At 55.8% G+C, this 17064-nt stretch carries 13 protein-coding genes; 2 read left to right on the top strand and 11 right to left on the bottom strand.

Features of this window, described 5'->3' with window-relative positions; translation table 11 throughout:
* Window positions 1-169 precede the first annotated feature (169 nt).
* The 9 genes from EDC28_RS03280 to EDC28_RS03240 form a co-directional block, all read right to left on the bottom strand.
* On the bottom strand, window positions 170-1747 hold the full coding sequence (locus EDC28_RS03280) for an RNA-directed DNA polymerase (RefSeq protein ID WP_123420661.1): 1578 nt from the start codon (window positions 1745-1747) through the stop codon (window positions 170-172).
* Window positions 1748-2430: 683 nt separating this feature from the next.
* Complete coding sequence (locus EDC28_RS03275) at window positions 2431-2808, bottom strand: DUF2076 domain-containing protein (RefSeq protein WP_123420660.1); 378 nt, start codon at window positions 2806-2808, stop codon at window positions 2431-2433.
* Window positions 2809-2844: 36 nt separating this feature from the next.
* Entirely contained in the window at window positions 2845-3978 is a 1134-nt protein-coding gene (locus EDC28_RS03270; protein ID WP_123420659.1) for a lipase family protein, read from the bottom strand.
* 26 nt (window positions 3979-4004) lie between these two features.
* Window positions 4005-4448, bottom strand: coding sequence for a DUF6795 domain-containing protein (locus EDC28_RS03265; RefSeq protein ID WP_123420658.1), 444 nt, complete (start codon window positions 4446-4448; stop codon window positions 4005-4007).
* Between the two features lie 340 nt (window positions 4449-4788).
* On the bottom strand, window positions 4789-5520 hold the full coding sequence (locus EDC28_RS03260; RefSeq protein ID WP_123420657.1) for a DUF2076 domain-containing protein: 732 nt from the start codon (window positions 5518-5520) through the stop codon (window positions 4789-4791).
* Between the two features lie 137 nt (window positions 5521-5657).
* Complete coding sequence (locus EDC28_RS03255; RefSeq protein WP_123420656.1) at window positions 5658-7589, bottom strand: exoribonuclease II; 1932 nt, start codon at window positions 7587-7589, stop codon at window positions 5658-5660.
* A 91-nt stretch (window positions 7590-7680) separates the two neighbouring features.
* Window positions 7681-8553, bottom strand: coding sequence for a 3-hydroxyacyl-CoA dehydrogenase NAD-binding domain-containing protein (locus EDC28_RS03250; protein ID WP_050660376.1), 873 nt, complete (start codon window positions 8551-8553; stop codon window positions 7681-7683).
* A 217-nt stretch (window positions 8554-8770) separates the two neighbouring features.
* Window positions 8771-9277, bottom strand: coding sequence for a DsrE family protein (locus EDC28_RS03245; protein WP_050660379.1), 507 nt, complete (start codon window positions 9275-9277; stop codon window positions 8771-8773).
* 12 nt (window positions 9278-9289) lie between these two features.
* Window positions 9290-10810: a bifunctional GNAT family N-acetyltransferase/carbon-nitrogen hydrolase family protein gene (locus EDC28_RS03240; RefSeq protein WP_050660380.1), complete on the bottom strand. Its 1521-nt coding sequence runs from the start codon at window positions 10808-10810 to the stop codon at window positions 9290-9292.
* Window positions 10811-10971: 161 nt separating this feature from the next.
* On the opposite strand from EDC28_RS03240, the gene EDC28_RS03235 reads away from it, so the two are divergent.
* A complete protein-coding gene (locus tag EDC28_RS03235; RefSeq protein ID WP_123420655.1) occupies window positions 10972-11832 on the top strand; it encodes a hypothetical protein in 861 nt (286 codons plus the stop codon).
* Between the two features lie 39 nt (window positions 11833-11871).
* Here the strand turns inward: EDC28_RS03235 and EDC28_RS03230 are convergent, their stop codons facing one another.
* Window positions 11872-13020 carry an iron-containing alcohol dehydrogenase gene (locus tag EDC28_RS03230; protein ID WP_123420654.1) on the bottom strand — a complete coding sequence of 383 codons (1149 nt, stop codon included), beginning with the start codon at window positions 13018-13020 and terminating at the stop codon, window positions 11872-11874.
* A 96-nt stretch (window positions 13021-13116) separates the two neighbouring features.
* Window positions 13117-15234, bottom strand: a complete 2118-nt coding sequence (locus EDC28_RS03225) for a methyl-accepting chemotaxis protein (RefSeq protein WP_123420653.1) — start codon at window positions 15232-15234, stop codon at window positions 13117-13119.
* Window positions 15235-15456: 222 nt separating this feature from the next.
* Here EDC28_RS03225 and EDC28_RS03220 point away from each other — a divergent pair, with 222 nt between their 5' ends.
* On the top strand, window positions 15457-17016 hold the full coding sequence (locus tag EDC28_RS03220; protein WP_123420652.1) for a DUF2813 domain-containing protein: 1560 nt from the start codon (window positions 15457-15459) through the stop codon (window positions 17014-17016).
* Window positions 17017-17064 lie beyond the last annotated feature (48 nt).

Genomic DNA, 17064 nt, shown 5'->3' with positions numbered 1-17064 from the left:
ATAGTTTGTAAACACCAAGAAAGGCACCACAAAAGCGAGCGGTCTTTTTTATGCGAGACATGCGCTCGTTATCATCACATCGGATGATAAGTAAATCCTTATGCTTCAACACTCAGAAGATAGAAGATAGAAGATAGAAGATAGAAGATGGATGTCCTTTCTTTTTCTTTCATTTTTTTGCCTTCTTCGGATCGAACGACTCAATGGCAAAATAGTCTTCAGATGTATGTACTTTCACGTTCTTGAGCCAAGGACGCTTTTCTTCCTCGGGAAGTGTGGAATCAACTATTCGAATAATCGCCCTTTTCTCCCACAGATCAGCCCTCGGGTAGTATTGCCTTATTTCCAGCACATCGGTTCTTATTGTGTTTCCGGAAAGAGCATCTAACACCGCGCGGCCAATATAAGCCCCAGAATTTCTTCTTAAGCTGCGAAACAACTCCATTAACGCAGCAGTATTTGAAAACCCTTTTGTACCCAAAAGCCTAACTATAGAAATCAGCATGTACTCCGGATATTTAACACCTTCTGACAATACATCAGAGAAATATGTTTTTATTGATTCTTTTAGTATGTCAGGAATAAGGTTCTCTTTTTTGATAAGAAGGTCGATAAGCAAGGGAGTAAACTGAGGAAACTTTTCAACCAATGATTGATATAAGAATAATTTACTGTAGTCACCGCTAGCAACAACAATTCGGAGGAATCTTCTAACATCATCAGGCTGCAAGATCTGGTTTTTTGTAATTTTCCCTTCTAATTCTTCGGTTGCTGCCTCTTTTAATTCTGTAGTTTCTCGATCAGATAGCTCTCTGAATTTTGTAGGAATAGTTCCAGAATAACCGACAATTATGCGCCCTTGACGCAATTCATTGGCAACCTGCCTAGCTTCCTCGGCGATAGCAAATGAAGATCTCGTTTTTTTCGAAACATCTTCGATAACCGTTTTTGATGGATTTACAGTTAGCCCCTCTAAATATAACCTTTCTACTAGAATGGTTAACCAAGCATGGGCCGTTTTCGCGTCAGGGGCAAAAAGACGATAATCATCTACAAACCTGCAAAATTTTACTTTTAACGACCGTAAATAGTCATCTACTGCGATCAAAGAAGCTTCGGCTAATATTCTACTTGCGTTGCCGCCAATTGGCAGACTGTATGAATCTCGATTTGCCCAAAACGACAGTAATTCGTTAGTTAGCTTAACAAGCTTAGTATCAATGGGAAGGCTTAGCAGTGTTGATTCAAGCCGATGAAGATTAAGTCGATCATAAAAATTTGAAATATCACATTTAACAAGAACTTTTGCCCTACGGCTTTTTTGCCGATCTGCAACATGTGCTTGAAAAGATGTGTAGTTGAATTTCGGATCGAATAGGTAGCCGCCCTTGGGTTTAAATCTGTATGAAAAGACAACCTTATTTCGTTTTTCTATACGATTTTTTTCGATAACATCAGCGTACATCAGGACTAGTGCGAGATATGCGATTGTATCGACAGGTTGAATTAGAGCTGCGCGACGAAAGTCATAGGCATCCTTCTTCGGAAAAAGGACGTGACTAATTGGATGCACCTTCAAGCCAGACAAAGAGTTTGAATTTATTCGAGACTTAACCTGAGTAGATAAAAATGCCCGAAACTGTTCATTCTTCAGCAGTGACACCTCGAAAGGTGTGGGAAAAATATCCGTAAGCCCTTCTTTTCGGACATTCTCCAGTGCCAATTCGATAGCTTTGTCGATATTCAAGCTAAACCTCTATGAAATATAACAATAGTTATGAAGCCGGCTCGTTTTCAATCATTAGGCCACTGTTCCGAATAAGTGCAATTCGTTCTTTTACAGGACGAATGTATCAGTCCCTTTCAAAGCGGCTGCGCAAAAAACGCGCTGGCTCCTTTTGCTAATCGGACCGGCGTCTTATGTTGAAGTCGGACCATCTGATAAATCACTTATTCTGAGTGAGTTAACTATCTCTGGCCGAGATAAACGAGCCCGATGTCCTGAGAACGACCAGAGGCGAAGGAAAAGCGAAGCGTGGGGCTGGGTTTTGGGTACTTTTGTCCTCACAAAAGCGTCTGGAACGATTTTGAATATCGGCGTGCTGCGACGATGGCCCGTTAGGGCTAGGCCCAAAGATGGGCCGAGTAAAAGTACCGTGCCTGCTGGGCGCCCCCGCTAACAATCAGTCGTGCCGCCAGACACATCCAAGACACGCTACCGCCCCTGGGTTACAGCCCCCACATGCTGATAGCGTCCTTGTTATCACTTGTCCCCGTCTTCCCTACATGGCGCTTTGCTTGGCACATGCCCAAATAAAACGACCATATATGCCTTGCGCTTGAATAAGCTAACCCATTGAAGTGGTGTGGTAAACAGGGGAAAAGAGCAGGGTATGAAAAAGGCAGCCTGGGCTGCCTTTGGGGAAGGGGTTAGAAGAAGCTGTCGTCGTCAAAACCGCCGAAGTCGTCGTTGCCGTAGTCGTCGTTCCCAAAACCGTTGTCTTGGCCAACGCCGTTATCCTGGTTTTGAAAGCCGTCGGAGCTGTTGTCAAAGCCGCTGTTGCCAGGGTCGGTGGCGGCGTCGTTGCCGCCCAGGTTATTGGCGGCGCTGGGGTCGCTTGCGGGCCTTTCATCGATGATATCGACAATTTCGGTGGGGTTGTGGTGGCTGAACATGTTCATCAGCATGTCGCCAATCACCACGCCACCGGCCACCCCTGCGGCAGTTTGCAGGGCGCCGCCCAAAAAGCTGGGCGCGCGTTGGCCCCAGCTCGCATTTATAAGACGGGGCGCCCTGGTCACCGCCACTGGCTATCAGGCGGGTAGATACTCTTTTTATTGTGGTTATTTCAGAGCTTGCTTGACCAAACGGCCAAGAGATTTGAGCATAATGTCGAACACCCAACGGATAAATTTGCTGGTGAATTCGATAGTGATATCCACGAAGCGGCCAGCAAATGCCAACATATGACCAAGTAGGGCTTTTACATCTTTTGCAAATTTGGCTGACAGCTTGGCAATATCTTCTAGGCGTTGAGCAAGGAAATCATAAATTGAGAAGCCAGAGGTTAAAGCAAACTGGAAAGTAACACCCGCAGCTTTCAGTATTTGCAACAAAAAGGCGGAGATCTTGTCTGACCATGTGCCGCTACAAAAGGCTTGATAACGGTTCTCGTAATTAAGCTGTACTGGACGGCTTAAAAAATTATCCGCCTCTATCTTTACACTATCCCAATCACTCTTATTGGCGGTGTTGAGGTAGCCCGGCACACCGTCGGCGGCCATTTTATGAGCGGCACCACGAAAGCCGGTAGAGCCGTCTAATCGGTATTCACTACCTTGATAGGGCGTATGATAAAAGGGCCACAGAGGCACCTTCGTAATAGGATCGGCACCGTGAGTACAACGATAAATTTTATCAATATTGGCAGTCACATTACGGGCAAAGCCTGAATAGCCAACTCTTGGACAACCAAAAGTGTAGAGTTTTACCTTGCGACGATATTCTTTTTTTGCCCAATCGGCTGTCAGGGTAGCAAGGGCACCGCCCAAGCTGTGGCCAATACAATGGATGGTGCCTCGGCCAGGATTTTTATCTAAATACGACTTCAAGGTGGCCTTGAAAGAATCAAAAGTATGCACAAAACCATAATGTGCCAATGAGCCATTCTCAGCAGTGGTTACGCCGATATTAAGATCGGTGAGTACGTCAACTATGTTGCCAGGGTTGGTGCCACGCAGGGCAATCACATGGTCGCCCTCATAGGCTCCAATGCCTTTGCCAACCAGGCAAAATCCCAGCTTTTTGCGAAGAAGTGCAAAACCTGACTGCCCCAGTACAGGGTTAGCGTCTATCTCAAATGCACGAGCCGTTTCGGGAGGTACGGTAAAGCGGTAGTTACCATAACGGTCTGCCGATTCAATGTCGTATGTCAGTAGAGCTAACTGCGAGGCTACTCTGGGGGTAACAGAGGGCATAACAACTCCTTTTGTTTAGTTGCCAATTAATTGTCATTCCATCGACACAGGGTGAGGGTTGAAAAAGTGCTCGCCGGATATTCACTATCTTCAAAATCAAACTGTTGCTCTTGGTTCTCCAGATCACAATTTAATTTTTTTAGTTTTTCGCTTACAACATTGACTGGGTTTAGCGTATGAATATTCATAAACCATATGGGAATGTGTTTATTTTTATATTCAACGTAAAGTTCGTGGCGTTTAACCACAGTAGTTATGCTGGATGGCTTTTTTAACTCGATGGTTTTTTCAGGGAAGTGAAATTTCCCATCGCTGTCAGTCAAAGCTTTATCGGTATAGTAGTCGCCGGTGAAGTTGAGATAAACTGAGCGCTCTACCTCAATATGAGCCACAGGCTTACCTTTCTCTTTGATAACGCCATTGATCTCGGGTGACAGATTTATGGGAACTTTCTTTGCAAAGATGGTCATGGTATCTGAGCCTAAAGAATAAAATGATATGACTATTAAGATGGTTAATAGGGAGGCCCATGATAGCAACTTGGGAAGACTTTCCTTATTCATTTTTTGCTAATCCCTCAGCTCCCTTGGTAAGGGTGAAGTCTAACAATTTAGCATGCGGATGCAAATGTGATGACTTGAAATATTCAATGGAATAGACATTTAATTTAAATTAGCGTTAGGCATAAATATAGACTTAAAGCCTTAAAAGCCTTGCGCTTGCATAAGCTAACCCATTGAAGTGGTGTGGTAAACAGGGGAAAAGACCAGGGTATGAAAAAGGCAGCCTGGGCTGCCTTTTGGGGAGGGGTTAGAAGAAGCTATCGTCGTCAAAACCGCCGAAGTCGTCGTTGCCGTAGTCGTCGTTCCCAAAACCGTTGTCTTGGCCAAAGCCGTTATCCTGGTTTTGAAAGCCGTCCGAGCTGTTGTCAAAGCCGCTGTTGCCAGGGTCGGTGGCGGCGTCGTCGCCGCCCAGGTTATTGGCGGCGCTGGGGTCGCTTGCAGGTCTTTCATCGATGATATCGACAATTTCGGTGGGGTTGTGGTGGCTGAACATGTTCATCAGCATGTCGCCAATCACCACGCCACCGGCCACGCCTGCGGCGGTTTGCAGGGCGCCACCCAAAAAGCTGGGGGCGCGTTGGCCCCAGCCACTGGCGGCGGGCTGTTGGGGCTGGCTGTAGGCGTTGTTGCCCGGCTGCGGGCCGCTACCGGCTTGGTTCCAGCTTGATGCTGCCTGGGGCTGCGGGGCGTTTTGGCTTTGGCTGTGGCCGCCGCCAAAGAGCCCGGCCAGAAAGCCGCCGGAAGCGGGGGCGCTTTGGCTTTGCTGCTGCTCTAGGGCTTCAACCTTGGCTTTGAGCTGCTTGAGGGCGGCTTCTTGCATGATGATGGTCTGGGCCATGTAATAGGGCGCCGCCGGTTGGGCGATAAGGTGTTTGTTGATTTGCGACTCGGCAGCAGCGTCGCGGCTGCCGCTTTGTTGTTCGGCCTGGTTAATGCGGCTAAAAAGGCTGTCAATCAGGCGGTTAGCATCATTGTCCATACTGCGTTCCTAGGCAATGGAGGTCACTCATTATGACGCTGGGCAAAGGCTTGGGTTCCCCGTCTTTGTGAAACGCCCTTTCTCTTTTCGGGCAACAAAAAAACCGGCCAAAAGGCCGGTTTTTCATATTGGCTTGCTTACTTGGCGGGCTTTGCCACCAGTGAGCGGGTTTCTTCGTTGGCCTCGGTGAGCTGCACCTTGATGATGTCGGCGAGCTTGTAGCTCTCTTCACCTTTGATAAGCACGGTACCGGCTTCAAAGTTAACGTCCAGCTCGTCTTTTACGTCATGGATCTGCGAGGCGGGGATAAAGGCCACGGCGCCGTTATCCACCAGGCGCACCTTCATGCCGCCACGGTTTACATCAATGACTTCGGCGTCGAACTGGGTGTCAGCTCCGGCTTGCGGGGCCAGCCAGCGCACGTACAGCCAGTCGCCCATATCGCGCTCGGCCAGGCGGTTGAGGCGGCGGTGCTCGGACAGATGCTCGGCCAGGCGGTCGTCGGGCTTAGCCACCTGCTTGCCTTCAAGGATGGCCTTGATGATGCGGTGGTTAACCATGTCGCCGTATTTACGGATGGGGCTGGTCCAGGTGGCGTAGGCGGTAAGGCCCAGGCCATAGTGGGGGCCGGCTTCCAGGGTAATGGCGGCGTAGCTTTGGAAGCGGCGCAGGCGGCCGTCCAAAAACTGCTTTTTGTTGCCGTCGAGCCAGCGGCGCATGGCGCTGTAGCCTTCGAGGGTGTGTACCTGCTCGATGTCAACCGGCACTTCATGCTGGGCCAGCAGGGCTTTGGCGTCTTCGATTTTTTCGTCTTCAAAGCCGTTGTGCACGTTGTAAACGCCGATGCCGCCGTGGCGGCGCAGGTATTCACCACAAGCCACGTTGGCGGCGATCATGGACTCTTCAACAATGCGGTTGGCGATGCGGCGCTCTTCGCGGTGTACGGTCACCACATTGCCGTTTTCGTCCAGCTCGAAGCGGTAATCGGGACGGTCGCCAAATACCAGAGCGTGGGCCTGGCGCCAGGCGGTGCGGGCTTCGGTGAAGTCGCGCAGCAGTTTGATGGTGGCCGCTTCGTCTTCATTGGCCGGTTGCCAGTCGCCGGTGCCGTCCAGCCAGTCAGACACGTTGTTGTAAACGAGCTTGTGGCGAGACTCAATCCAGGCCGGGGTGAACTCGGTGTTGTCACCCAGGGTGCCGTCGTCGGCCACAAACAGGTTTGCCACCAGGGCAGGGCGCTTTTCACCGGCTTTGAGGGAGCACAGATCGTCAGACAGCACTTCTGGCAGCATGGTGACGTTTTTGCCCGGCAGGTAAACGGTAAAGGCGCGCAGCTCGGCGGCTTTGTCGAGCTCGGAGCCTGCCACCACGTAGGCGGTTGGGTCGGCAATGGCCACCCACAGCTGGTAGCCGCCTTCGACCTTCTCAATCCACAGGGCATCGTCCATGTCCTGGGTGGAGGCGGCGTCGATGGTGGCAAAGGGAATGTGGGTCATGTCCTGGCGTTCCAGGCCATCAATCAGGTGCAGCTCGCCGTTAAATTCGGGGGCGGACTTTTGCAGATTGTGGCGGGCCAGGGTGACATGCCAGGGGGCGTAGCCATCGCCGGTACCGGCGATTTTTTCCATGATATCGGCGCTAAAGCCCATGTCACCCTTGAGCGGGTGGCGCTTTAGCTCGGCCACCACCCAGTCGCCGTTGGTGAACTCGCCCTTCACGCCTTTGGCGGGGCGGCAGCGGATGCGGTCTTTGATAACTGGGTGGTCCGGCACCACGTAGAGGCGGTCGTCGCGCTGCTGAATGCGGCCTACAAAGCGGGTCAAGAACGGCTCAATAAGGGCCTCGGGTTCGGCCACGTCTTTGTCTTTTTCGCTGCGCACCACCGCGCGTACCCGGTCACCGTGGATGACTTTTTTCATGTAGGGCGGCGGTACGAAATAGGATTCTTTGCCGTCTGCATCCAAAAAGCCGAAGCCTTTGTCCGAGGCTTTGATTGTGCCTTCCACGGTCTTGAGGTTTTCGCGGATCTCGGCCTTAAGCTGGGCCAACAGCGGATTGTCTTTGAACATCAAGCTTGCTCTGTAGGTGAGCCGGCAACCGGGCCGGTAAAAACCCGCCCACTATACGAAAAGGGTCTTTATAAGGCAAAGAAAAGGGGGCTTAGGCCCCCTGGTCATCCAGCCATTGCACCAAGGCGGCCAGCCGTTTGGCGCGGGTGGCAGAGGCCTCGCTGGCCTGTGGCTCGGGCCAGGGGTAAAAGCCCTGGCCGCTTTTTACCCCCAGCTCGCCGCGGGCCACTTTGTCCGAGAGGATGGCAAGGGGCGAGGTGGTGTTTTCAAGGTCTTCATAGAGGTAACCGGCAATGGCGTGGTGCACGTCAAGGCCGTTTACGTCGCGCTGCTCCAAAGGCCCGGTCAGTACCAGCCGCACCCCAAGGGCCCAGCGGGCCACAAAGTCGATGTCTTCGCTGCTGGCCACGCCTTTTTCCAAAAGCGACATGGCCTCGCGGGCCAGGGCATGTTGCAGGCGGTTGCCGATAAAACCGGGAATGTCTTTTTGCACCACCACCGGCTTTTTACCCAAGCCTTGCAGCAGGGCCAGCACCTTCTCAACGGCGCTGTCGGTGGTGGCCCGGTGGCGAATCACTTCCACCAGGGGAATGATGTCGGCAGGGGTAAAAAAGTGCATGCCCACCAAGCGCTCGGGGTGGCTAAGGGCCTCGCCGATGGCGTTAACTGACAGCCCCGAGGTGTTGGTAGCCAAAATGCACTGGGTGCTGACTGCCTTTTCCAGCTCGGCAAAAATGCGCTGTTTAAGGCCTATTTGCTCAGGCACCGCTTCAATCACCACCTCGGCATCGGCCGCAGCCGTAAGCACCGCCTGGCAATTAACGGTATCCGGCAGGCGGGCTTTGGCCCTGGCCAACGCCTCGGGGATGGGGTCAATCAAGGTAACCTGGTGCTGGCTACCAGCCAGCAGGGCGGCAATGGCGGTACCCATGGTACCGGCGCCGATAACGGCCACGATGGACATGCTGCATACCTCTATGTGCGATTATCGTACTTATGTTCGATTCATACGTTAGCACAAGTTCCAAGGGGCGGGCAGCCGTGGCGTCAGGGCGCGGATTAACCTAAGCGGCTTGTGGCCATCTTCTTCTTTATCAACGCGGCGTTGGTTAACCCAGCTGGCTGGAGCTATCGCTAATGCAATGATTTACCATTAAAAAAGGCCGCTTTCGCGGCCTTTTTCAGGGGATAAGGCTATAGCCTTGCTGCTGCAATACCGTGAGCTCGGTCATGGCCGACAGCGCCTGGCTGACATCGGGGCGCAGCTCGTCGGCTTGGTAGCCCAAGGCCTGCACCGACTGGCCGCAGACATAGACCTTGACCCCGGCGTGGACCAAGGCGTCCAGCAAGGTGGCCGAGCCGTCGGCCACTTCAAAGCGCTTGAGGTGGGCCGCCTCATTGAGGGCATGGCGGGTGGCTGGGCCGTGCAGCACGATGGCCAAGTCCATGCGCTCGGGTTTGATGCCGGCGCGGGCGTGCATGTTGAGGTAACGGGCCACCGATTCGAGCTTGCGCGAAAGGGCGCCTGGGTCTGGCGCGCCGGTGACGTCAAACACCGCCTTGAACTGGGTGTTTAGCGGGATGGGGGCGGCGTTTTTTACCTCATAGACCGGGCCAAAGTCTTTGATGATGGGCCCGGGAGCGGCGCCGCCAACGGCGGCAGCGGCGGCAAAGGTCATGGCAAGCATGGCTGGTCCTTGTTATTTGTGCAGGGTCAGGGTGAACAGATCGCGGCGCCTGTCTTTGAGGTTGCGTACCGAGCCCTCGGAGCGCACCACCTTGAGTTTGTCCAAGTCCAAGTCCGAGAACAGGATCATCTCGGTGTTGGGGGTGGCCTCGGCCATCACCGCATCGTGGGGGAAGGCAAAATCCGACGGGCTGAACACCGCCGACTGGGCATATTGCACGTCAAGGCTCTCCACCTGGGGCAGGTTGCCCACCGAGCCGCAAATGGCCACGTAACATTCGTTCTCGATGGCTCTTGCCTGGGCGCAGTGGCGCACCCGCAGGTAGGCGTTTTTGGTGTCGGTCCAGAACGGCACAAACAGCATTTCCATGCCCTGGTCGGCAAGGATGCGGCCAAGTTCGGGGAACTCCACGTCGTAGCACACCAAAATGCCCACTTTGCCGGCGTCGGTGTCGAAGGCCTGCACCTTGTGGCCACCTTCAATAACCCAGTCGCGCCGTTCGTGGGGGGTGATGTGCAGCTTGTATTGCACCTCGGTGGAGCCGTCGCGGCGGCAAAGATACGCCACGTTAAAGAGCTCTTTACCCTCCAAAAGCGGCATGGAGCCGGTGATGATGTTGATGTTGTAGCTCACCGCCATCTGCGAGAGCTGCTGGCGAAAATGCTCGGTGAAACTGGCCAGGTAACGAATGGCCTCCTGCTGCTGGGCAGTGTTGGCAAGGCCCATCAGCGGCGCGTTGAAGAACTCCGGGAAGACAACAAAATCAGACTTGTAGTCCGACACCGCGTCCACGAAATACTCCACCTGCTTGAGCACTTCTTCGGCGCTGTGAAATTCGCGCATCTGCCACTGTACGGCGCCAATGCGCACCTGGCGCTTTTGGCTGAAGGTGCTTTCTTCCGGGTCAAACAGGATGTTGGACCATTCCAGCAAGGTGGCGTAACCCTGGGATTTTTTATCCTCGGGCAGGTATTGGCGCAGCAGCCTTTTTACCTGGAAATCGTTGGCCAGCTGGAACGAGAGAATGGGGTCGTAAATAGCTTTGCGGTCCACTTCTTCGATGTACTGGGACGGGGTCAGCTCGTCGGCATGGTGGCAGTAATTAACGATACGGCCGCCGGCCAGAATGGCCCGCAGGTTGAGGCTGCGGCACAGCTCTTTGCGCGCCTCGTACAGCCGCCGGCCCAGGCGATAGCCACGGTATTCGGGGTCGATAAACACATCCAGGCCGTAGAGGGCATCGCCGTTGTCGTCGTGGGCGATGGTCATGCGGTTGGTGATGAGGTCGTCATAGGTGTGGGGGTTGGAAAACCGCTTGTAATCCACCTGCACCGTCAGCGCCACCGCCACCAGTTGGCCTTGGTCTTCAATGCAGATTTGCCCCTCGGGGAACTGGCCTATCAGGGTGTCGATGGTGTGCTTGGGCCAGGAGCCGCCAATGTCTTTGTAGACGGTGTCCATCAGTTGCTTGAGTTGGGGAAAATCGTCCTTGGTGAGCTCACGGACTTTCAGGATCAGATCTTCGGTGCTCATGCCTTGTCCTCTGTTGTTACTTTTTTCACGCTAACCCAAAAGCTTAGCTTTGTCACAAAGGCTACTTGGCAGATCGCGGCGTCGTTCAGGTAGAGATGACATTCCCCCCTTTCGCCAAGCCGTTTAATTTGCCATCAGCCCATAGAATAAGTGTTGGCATCATGAAAACACCTTTGCTTGCGAGCCTGATGGCCCTGTTGCTGCTCTCAGGCTGTGATACCAATTCCAAGGTCCGTGCCCCGGTTAAGGCCCCGGCCCAAACCATGAAGGCCGAGGTGCCGCCCAAGGCCCCCACAGCGCCGGCCACGACCTTAAGCGACAAGCTCAGCCCGCGCCAGCAAGCGCTGGCCATGACCTTATTGGACGCGCCGCTCCATTACGCGCCTGGCCGCTACAGCCAATTTATGGTGCCGGCCGGTAAAGACAGCTTCCCGCTGCTTTTGGGCAAAAAAACCGGCAGACCCATGGCATCGGCCGGGGTAAGCGAGCAGGGCCGCCGTTACCTTGCCTTTGGCACCGTGCCTGTTACTTACGAATTCGAACCCTTCTTCCCCAACCTGCAAGAGCTGGTGGGCTGGCTGCTCTCTGGCGAGCCGGGCTTTGTGTATAAACCGGGCGCTGTGGTGGCCACCGCCTTTTTGGGCGCCCAGGAGAAAAAAGTCACCGGCTGGCTGCGCCGCAACATGAAGGATATCGCCTTGGTGCGCTGCGACGTGCTGGGGCTTAAAGAGTGCCTGGGCGCCGCCGATCTGGTGGTGGTAGGGGCCGAAGGGGATTTGGCCGAAGCCCAGACCCTGGTCAATGCCCTCAAGCAAAAAAGTGCATTGCCGGTGCTGTACCTGCACACCCCCTTTTGGAAGGAAAGCCAGTTTGCGAGCCTGGTGCTGAACAGCCTTGAACTTCGCCAGGGCGAGGCCGGCGGCAACTACTGGGCCCAAGACGCCGCCAACTGGGACAACCTCGGTGACATGCTGCAAACCCGCCTGGCCATGAACACGGCCCCGGCCGAAAAGGGCGAATAAAAAAAGGCGCCTAAGGCGCCTTTTTGCTGGCCGCGACTTTTACAGCGCCGCTTCAAATACCGCCTGGGCAACGGCTGGGGTGACGCCGCCGTCTTCGCCAAGGGCGGTCATACCTTTACGCTCAAGGGCGGCCACCAAGGTGTCGATGTCTGCGGCGCCAAGCTCGTAGTCGCCAAAGCGGGTGCCCACATCCAACGTGCGGAAGAAGCTTTCCATCTTGGCGATGGCGCTGTCGATACGTGCCTCATCGCTACCGTCGGTGATACCCCACACCCGCTCGGCAAATTGCAGCAACTTGGCTTTTTTCACCTCGCGGCGAACCCGCAGCATGGCCGGCAACACCACTGCCAGGGTGCGGCCGTGGTCGATGCCAAAATGGGCGGTCAGCTCGTGGCCAAGGGCATGGGTGGCCCAATCCTGGGGCACGCCCACGCCAATCAAACCGCTCAGGGCCTGGGTGGCGGCCCACATCAGGTTGGCACGCACCGGGTAGTCTTGTGGGGTGGCCAGGGCCTTGGGGCCTTCTTCGATAAGGGTGAGCAGCAAGCCTTCACTGAACCTGTCCTGCACCGGCGCGCCGCCGTTGGTCAGATATTGCTCCATCACATGGACAAAGGCATCCACCACGCCGTTAGCAACCTGGCGAGGCGGCAGGCTGTAGGTGGTGACGGGGTCGAGCACCGCAAAGCGGGGTTTGACCCGCGGGCTGATAAAGGCCAGCTTGTCCTGGCCACGGGTAATAACGGCGGCGCCGTTGGTCTCAGAGCCTGTGGCAGGCAGGGTCAGCACCGCGCCTATGGGCAGGGCGTCTGTTACCGGGGCGTCGTTGCTGAGGATGTCCCAAGGGTCGCTGCCCGTATGGCAAACTGCGGCGGCGATAAACTTGGTGCCGTCCAGCACCGAGCCGCCACCCACAGCCAGCAGGTAGTCGTAGCCTTCGTTACGAATAAGGCTTACCGCCTCCATCAGGGTTTCATAACGGGGGTTGGGCTCGATGCCGCCAAACTCGCCGAAGCTATGGTTGGCCAGGGCTTCGCTCACCTGCTGGTGCACGCCGTTTTTAAAGATAGAGCCGCCGCCATAAGTCACCAAAATCTTGGCATCTTGGGGAATTTGCCCCGCCAGGGCCGCTATCTGGCCTTGGCCGAAGAGAATATGCGTGGGGCTTGAGAATGCGAAATTGTTCATGCTTCACCGGGGTTGGTAACGGTACTGCCATGGTAAGCCATGGCACCGGGGGGCGGGCAAGGGGAAATAAAAAACGCCCTGGCGGGCGTTTTAGTCTCAGGTTTTGAGCTTACCAAGCTCGCCGTCGAGGTCGCGCACTAAATCGTGCAGGCGCCGGCCTGAACTTTCGGCTTGTTCGGCAAGGCCGGCCAGCTCGCTGGCCGCGCTGCCAATGCCGGTGATGTTGCGGTTTATCTCGTCGCTCACCGAGCTTTGCTCTTCGGCGGCGGTGGCCATTTGAGTGACGTGGTCGTTGATGGTGTTGATAAGCTCCACCACCTGGGAGAGATCTTCAAAGGCGCTGTGGGCCTGCTCAACGGTGCTGGACGCCCGGGTAACCCCTTGTTCCATCACCTGTACCGTGGCTTTTACCTCGTTGTTGAGGTTGTCTATCACCCCGGTTATCTCGTCGGTCGAGGTGCGGGTTTTGGCGGCCAGCGCCCGCACTTCGTCCGCTACCACCGCAAAGCCTCGGCCTTGCTCGCCGGCCCTGGCCGCTTCGATGGCGGCGTTCAGCGCCAGCAGGTTGGTTTGCTCGGCGATGTTGCGAATCACCTCAAGGATGCTGTTAATGTCGTTGCTGCGGGCCGCCACCTGGTTAACGGCGGTAGCAGCGGTGGACATGTCGTCGGCCAGGCCCTGCACGTCGGTTACCGCGTGTTGCAAGGTCGAGCGCGAGCCCATCACCGCGTTATTGGCCTGGCTGGCTTCGTCTGCGGCCTGGGCGGCAAATTGCGCCACCTCGGTTGCCGCCGCGCTCATCTCGTTCATGGCGGTGACGACCGAGTCAATCTCGGCGTGCTGCCTGGCCACCAGGGCGCGGGTGTCGGAGGCTACCTTGGCGCTGCTCTCAGCCTGGCTACCGACCTCGACGCTGATGCCTTTGAGGTGGGCAATCATACTGCGCAGTTTCCCCAAGAAGCGGTTAAAGCCGCCAGCCAGGGTAATCAGCTCCTGATGGGTGTCGACCCGCACGTCTTGGGTGAGGTCCCCCTCGCTGCTATTAAGGTTGGCCATGCGCTGGTTCATGGTGCCAAGGGGGCGGGTGATGGTGCGCACCAGCACCACCATCAGCAGCAGCCCCAGCACAATCACCACTAGGCCAATCACGCCCTGGGTCACCACCAGGGTGGAGAAGTTGTCGCCCATTTGCTGATTCATGGCGTTAACGCCCGCCATGGCCAGGGCTTTGGGTACTTCGATGATCAGTGTCCAGGTTTGGTTAGCGGCGCGAATGTGCACCGGGTAGGACACAAAAATGGCGCCGTCTGTCAGCAGGTGCCCGGCGTCTTTCATGGCCAGCAGTTTGTCGGCAAGGCTCGGCATCACCGTTTTAAGGGGCTGCGCCAGTTTGTCGGGGTATTGGCTGGCGCCCACCAGCAGCCCAAGCTTGGACAGCAGCATGACCTTGGACTTGCCGCCATAAAGAGACTGGGACAGCGCCACCACTTTTTGCTGGAAGATGGGCAGGTTGACATCCACCCCCACCACGCCGCGAAAGCGGTTCTGGGCGACAACGGGCACGGTGAGCGAGGTCATCAATTGGGAATTGCCGGGGGTGATTTCGTAGAGGTAGGGCTCCATCAGGCAGGGCTTGAGGGTGTCCATGGCGCACAGGTACCACTCGGCTTCGCGAAGACCGTTGGCACCGATTTTTGCCACGTGTTTTTCCTCGGCGTCTTCCACTACTTGCTGCTCAATCTTGCCGCTTTGGTCGCGGGTAAAGTAAATTTCCAGCGTCCCGACCCCGGCCACCGAGTGGTCAAAACCCTGCTTGTACATGTCGTCCATGCCGTCATAAGCGTTGGCTTCAAACTGGCTGTAGATGGAGCTCATGCCAGGGTTGGCGGCCAAGGTGGCGCGGTCTAGATCGGCCACCTGGCTGCGGTTAAGGCGGTTGGTGGAGGTGATGCTGGCAGCCAGTTGCCCGGCAAGAGACTGGGGCACCCGGTAGGCTTCGTTGATAAAAGCGCCCATCTCCTCGCCCGACTGCCCGGCTTGGGTCTCTAAGCGGCGAATCAGCTCGTCTGATACTTGGCGGGTACTTTCTTGGCGCACCTGGGCCGCGGTTTGGTTAAGAAAATAGGCCACCACCAGGGTCAGGGTGCCAATGGATAACAGCAGTAACAGGCCTGTGGTCAGGTACAGCTTGAATGCCAGGGACTTTTCTTTCATGGACCACCTCTTTCATGCGTACTGGTTCTTATATCGGCGAACCCTGAATTTTCTTCACATTTTATATAGGTGGTGATGGGCCGGTGCTGCCAGTAACCAGCGGATAATCAACGATAATAGCCGCCAATCTCGCCGAGGTAACGGCGCCGTTAAAGGGCTGCCATCATTTTATAAAGCGCAGTATCCTCAATAACATAGTCAAATGCTGACAATAGGATTGGTATGCGATTGGCCCATATCGACATTACCGGCTTTCAAGGGATTAAAACCTTGTCGTTGGCGCTGGATGAGGCCACCACCCTGATTGGCGAAAATGCCTGGGGGCGGCGCTCGTTTTTAAACGCCCTGGAAAAGGTGATGGGGCCGCAGGGCGCTGATGCCCGCTTTGAAGACAGCGATTTTTATCAGCAAAGCCGGCAGCTGAACATCGCCCTGACTTTTGTCGAACGCCATGGCGGCCACTGGCGGCGCCTGCGCTACCGGCCGCTGCGCTCGGTGATGTGGGGCCGGGCCGACGGCCATATGCGCCTGCGCCTTTGTTGGCGGGCAATCAAAGGGCAGGGCAGTGAGCTGACCTTTGTTGATGCCAGTGGCCAGTTGCTGTTAAACGGGAAGGCGGCGGTGCGCCTGGCCCGGCATCTGTTAACCCTGCACCCGCTGCTGCGCCTCGGGTTTCCCGACACCGAACACCTGGAGCAATCTCCCTGGCTCAAGACGCTTTTGGAAAACCCCGAACAATTTCAAGAGCAAGCTCTCACCCAGGGGCTTGGTGCCGTTAAAGCGTTGTTAGCGCGCTATTTTACCGACCCAATGCCTGCCAAGCGGCCCCGCGACCGCCTCGCCATGGCCCGCCAGCCTATCAACTGGGAGGCTATTCGTACCCTCGAGCAAGTCATCAACCAATCGGCCAGTCGCCAGACTCGTTTGGCGCTGTTGGGGCTTTTTGGGGTGCTAATGACCCGCACCGAGGCCCAGCCAGTGGCGCGTCTGTCACGGCCATTACTATTGCTGGACATGCCTGAGGCGCGGTTGCACCCGGTGATGCTGGCTACCTTTTGGAGCCTAGTGGTGCAGTTGCCCCTTAACCGGCTACTCATTACCCAATCGGCAGAGCTGCTTGGCGCCCAGGATCTGCTGGCCATTCGCCGCTTGGTGCGGCGCCAGGGGGAGCTTAGCTGCTACCAGCTCAAGCATCCGCTTCGCGAAGATGACTACCGGCGCATCGGCTTTCACCTGCGGGTAAACCGCCCGGCCAGCCTCTTTGCCAGGGGCTGGCTGCTGGTAGAAGGGGAAACCGAGATCTGGCTGATGTCGGAGCTGGCGCACCTGAGTGGCGTGCACCTGGCGGCAGAAGGAATAAGGGTGATTGATTTTGCCCAGTGCGGCTTAAAGCCTCTGGTGCATCTGGCCCGAGACATGGGCATTGCGGTACAGGTATTGTGCGACGGCGACGAGGCCGGTAACCGCTATGCCAGCCAGGTGCGCGGCCTGCTGGGCGGCGCGGCCGAGGCCAGCCTCACCCAGCTACCAGCGAAGGATATCGAGCACTTTTTCTACCAAGAAGGCTACCAAGCGCTGTTTCATCAGCTTGCCCGCTGGCGCGGCGTTGAGCAGCCGAGCGCCATTATTCATGCCGCCATCTCCCGCCAATCCAAGCCCGAGCTCGCCCTTCGTATCGCCGAAGAGGCCGGGCGCCGGGGTAAAGAGGGCGTGCCGGTGCTGCTGCGGCGACTGTTCAGCCAGCTTCGCCAAGCCGCCTTGGCCAGCGCCCCAAAGGATTAACGGCGTTTTGCGCCCTTGACCTGCGGCGCAGGCGCTATGGCGAAAATG

Origin of the sequence: Gallaecimonas pentaromativorans (assembly GCF_003751625.1) — a bacterium.
GTDB lineage: Bacteria > Pseudomonadota > Gammaproteobacteria > Enterobacterales > Gallaecimonadaceae > Gallaecimonas > Gallaecimonas pentaromativorans.
This window is presented reverse-complemented; position numbering and strand designations above follow the sequence as displayed.

Coding starts and splice junctions, on each gene's coding strand:
- EDC28_RS03270 (WP_123420659.1), bottom strand. CDS start 3,978: ATGCCCTCTGTTACCCCCAGAGTAGCCTCGCAGTTAGCTCTACTGACA.
- EDC28_RS03265 (WP_123420658.1), bottom strand. CDS start 4,448: ATGACCATCTTTGCAAAGAAAGTTCCCATAAATCTGTCACCCGAGATC.
- EDC28_RS03260 (WP_123420657.1), bottom strand. CDS start 5,520: ATGGACAATGATGCTAACCGCCTGATTGACAGCCTTTTTAGCCGCATT.
- EDC28_RS03255 (WP_123420656.1), bottom strand. CDS start 7,589: ATGTTCAAAGACAATCCGCTGTTGGCCCAGCTTAAGGCCGAGATCCGC.
- EDC28_RS03250 (WP_050660376.1), bottom strand. CDS start 8,553: ATGTCCATCGTGGCCGTTATCGGCGCCGGTACCATGGGTACCGCCATT.
- EDC28_RS03245 (WP_050660379.1), bottom strand. CDS start 9,277: ATGCTTGCCATGACCTTTGCCGCCGCTGCCGCCGTTGGCGGCGCCGCT.
- EDC28_RS03240 (WP_050660380.1), bottom strand. CDS start 10,810: ATGAGCACCGAAGATCTGATCCTGAAAGTCCGTGAGCTCACCAAGGAC.
- EDC28_RS03235 (WP_123420655.1), top strand. CDS start 10,972: ATGAAAACACCTTTGCTTGCGAGCCTGATGGCCCTGTTGCTGCTCTCA.
- EDC28_RS03230 (WP_123420654.1), bottom strand. CDS start 13,020: ATGAACAATTTCGCATTCTCAAGCCCCACGCATATTCTCTTCGGCCAA.
- EDC28_RS03225 (WP_123420653.1), bottom strand. CDS start 15,234: ATGAAAGAAAAGTCCCTGGCATTCAAGCTGTACCTGACCACAGGCCTG.
- EDC28_RS03220 (WP_123420652.1), top strand. CDS start 15,457: ATGCGATTGGCCCATATCGACATTACCGGCTTTCAAGGGATTAAAACC.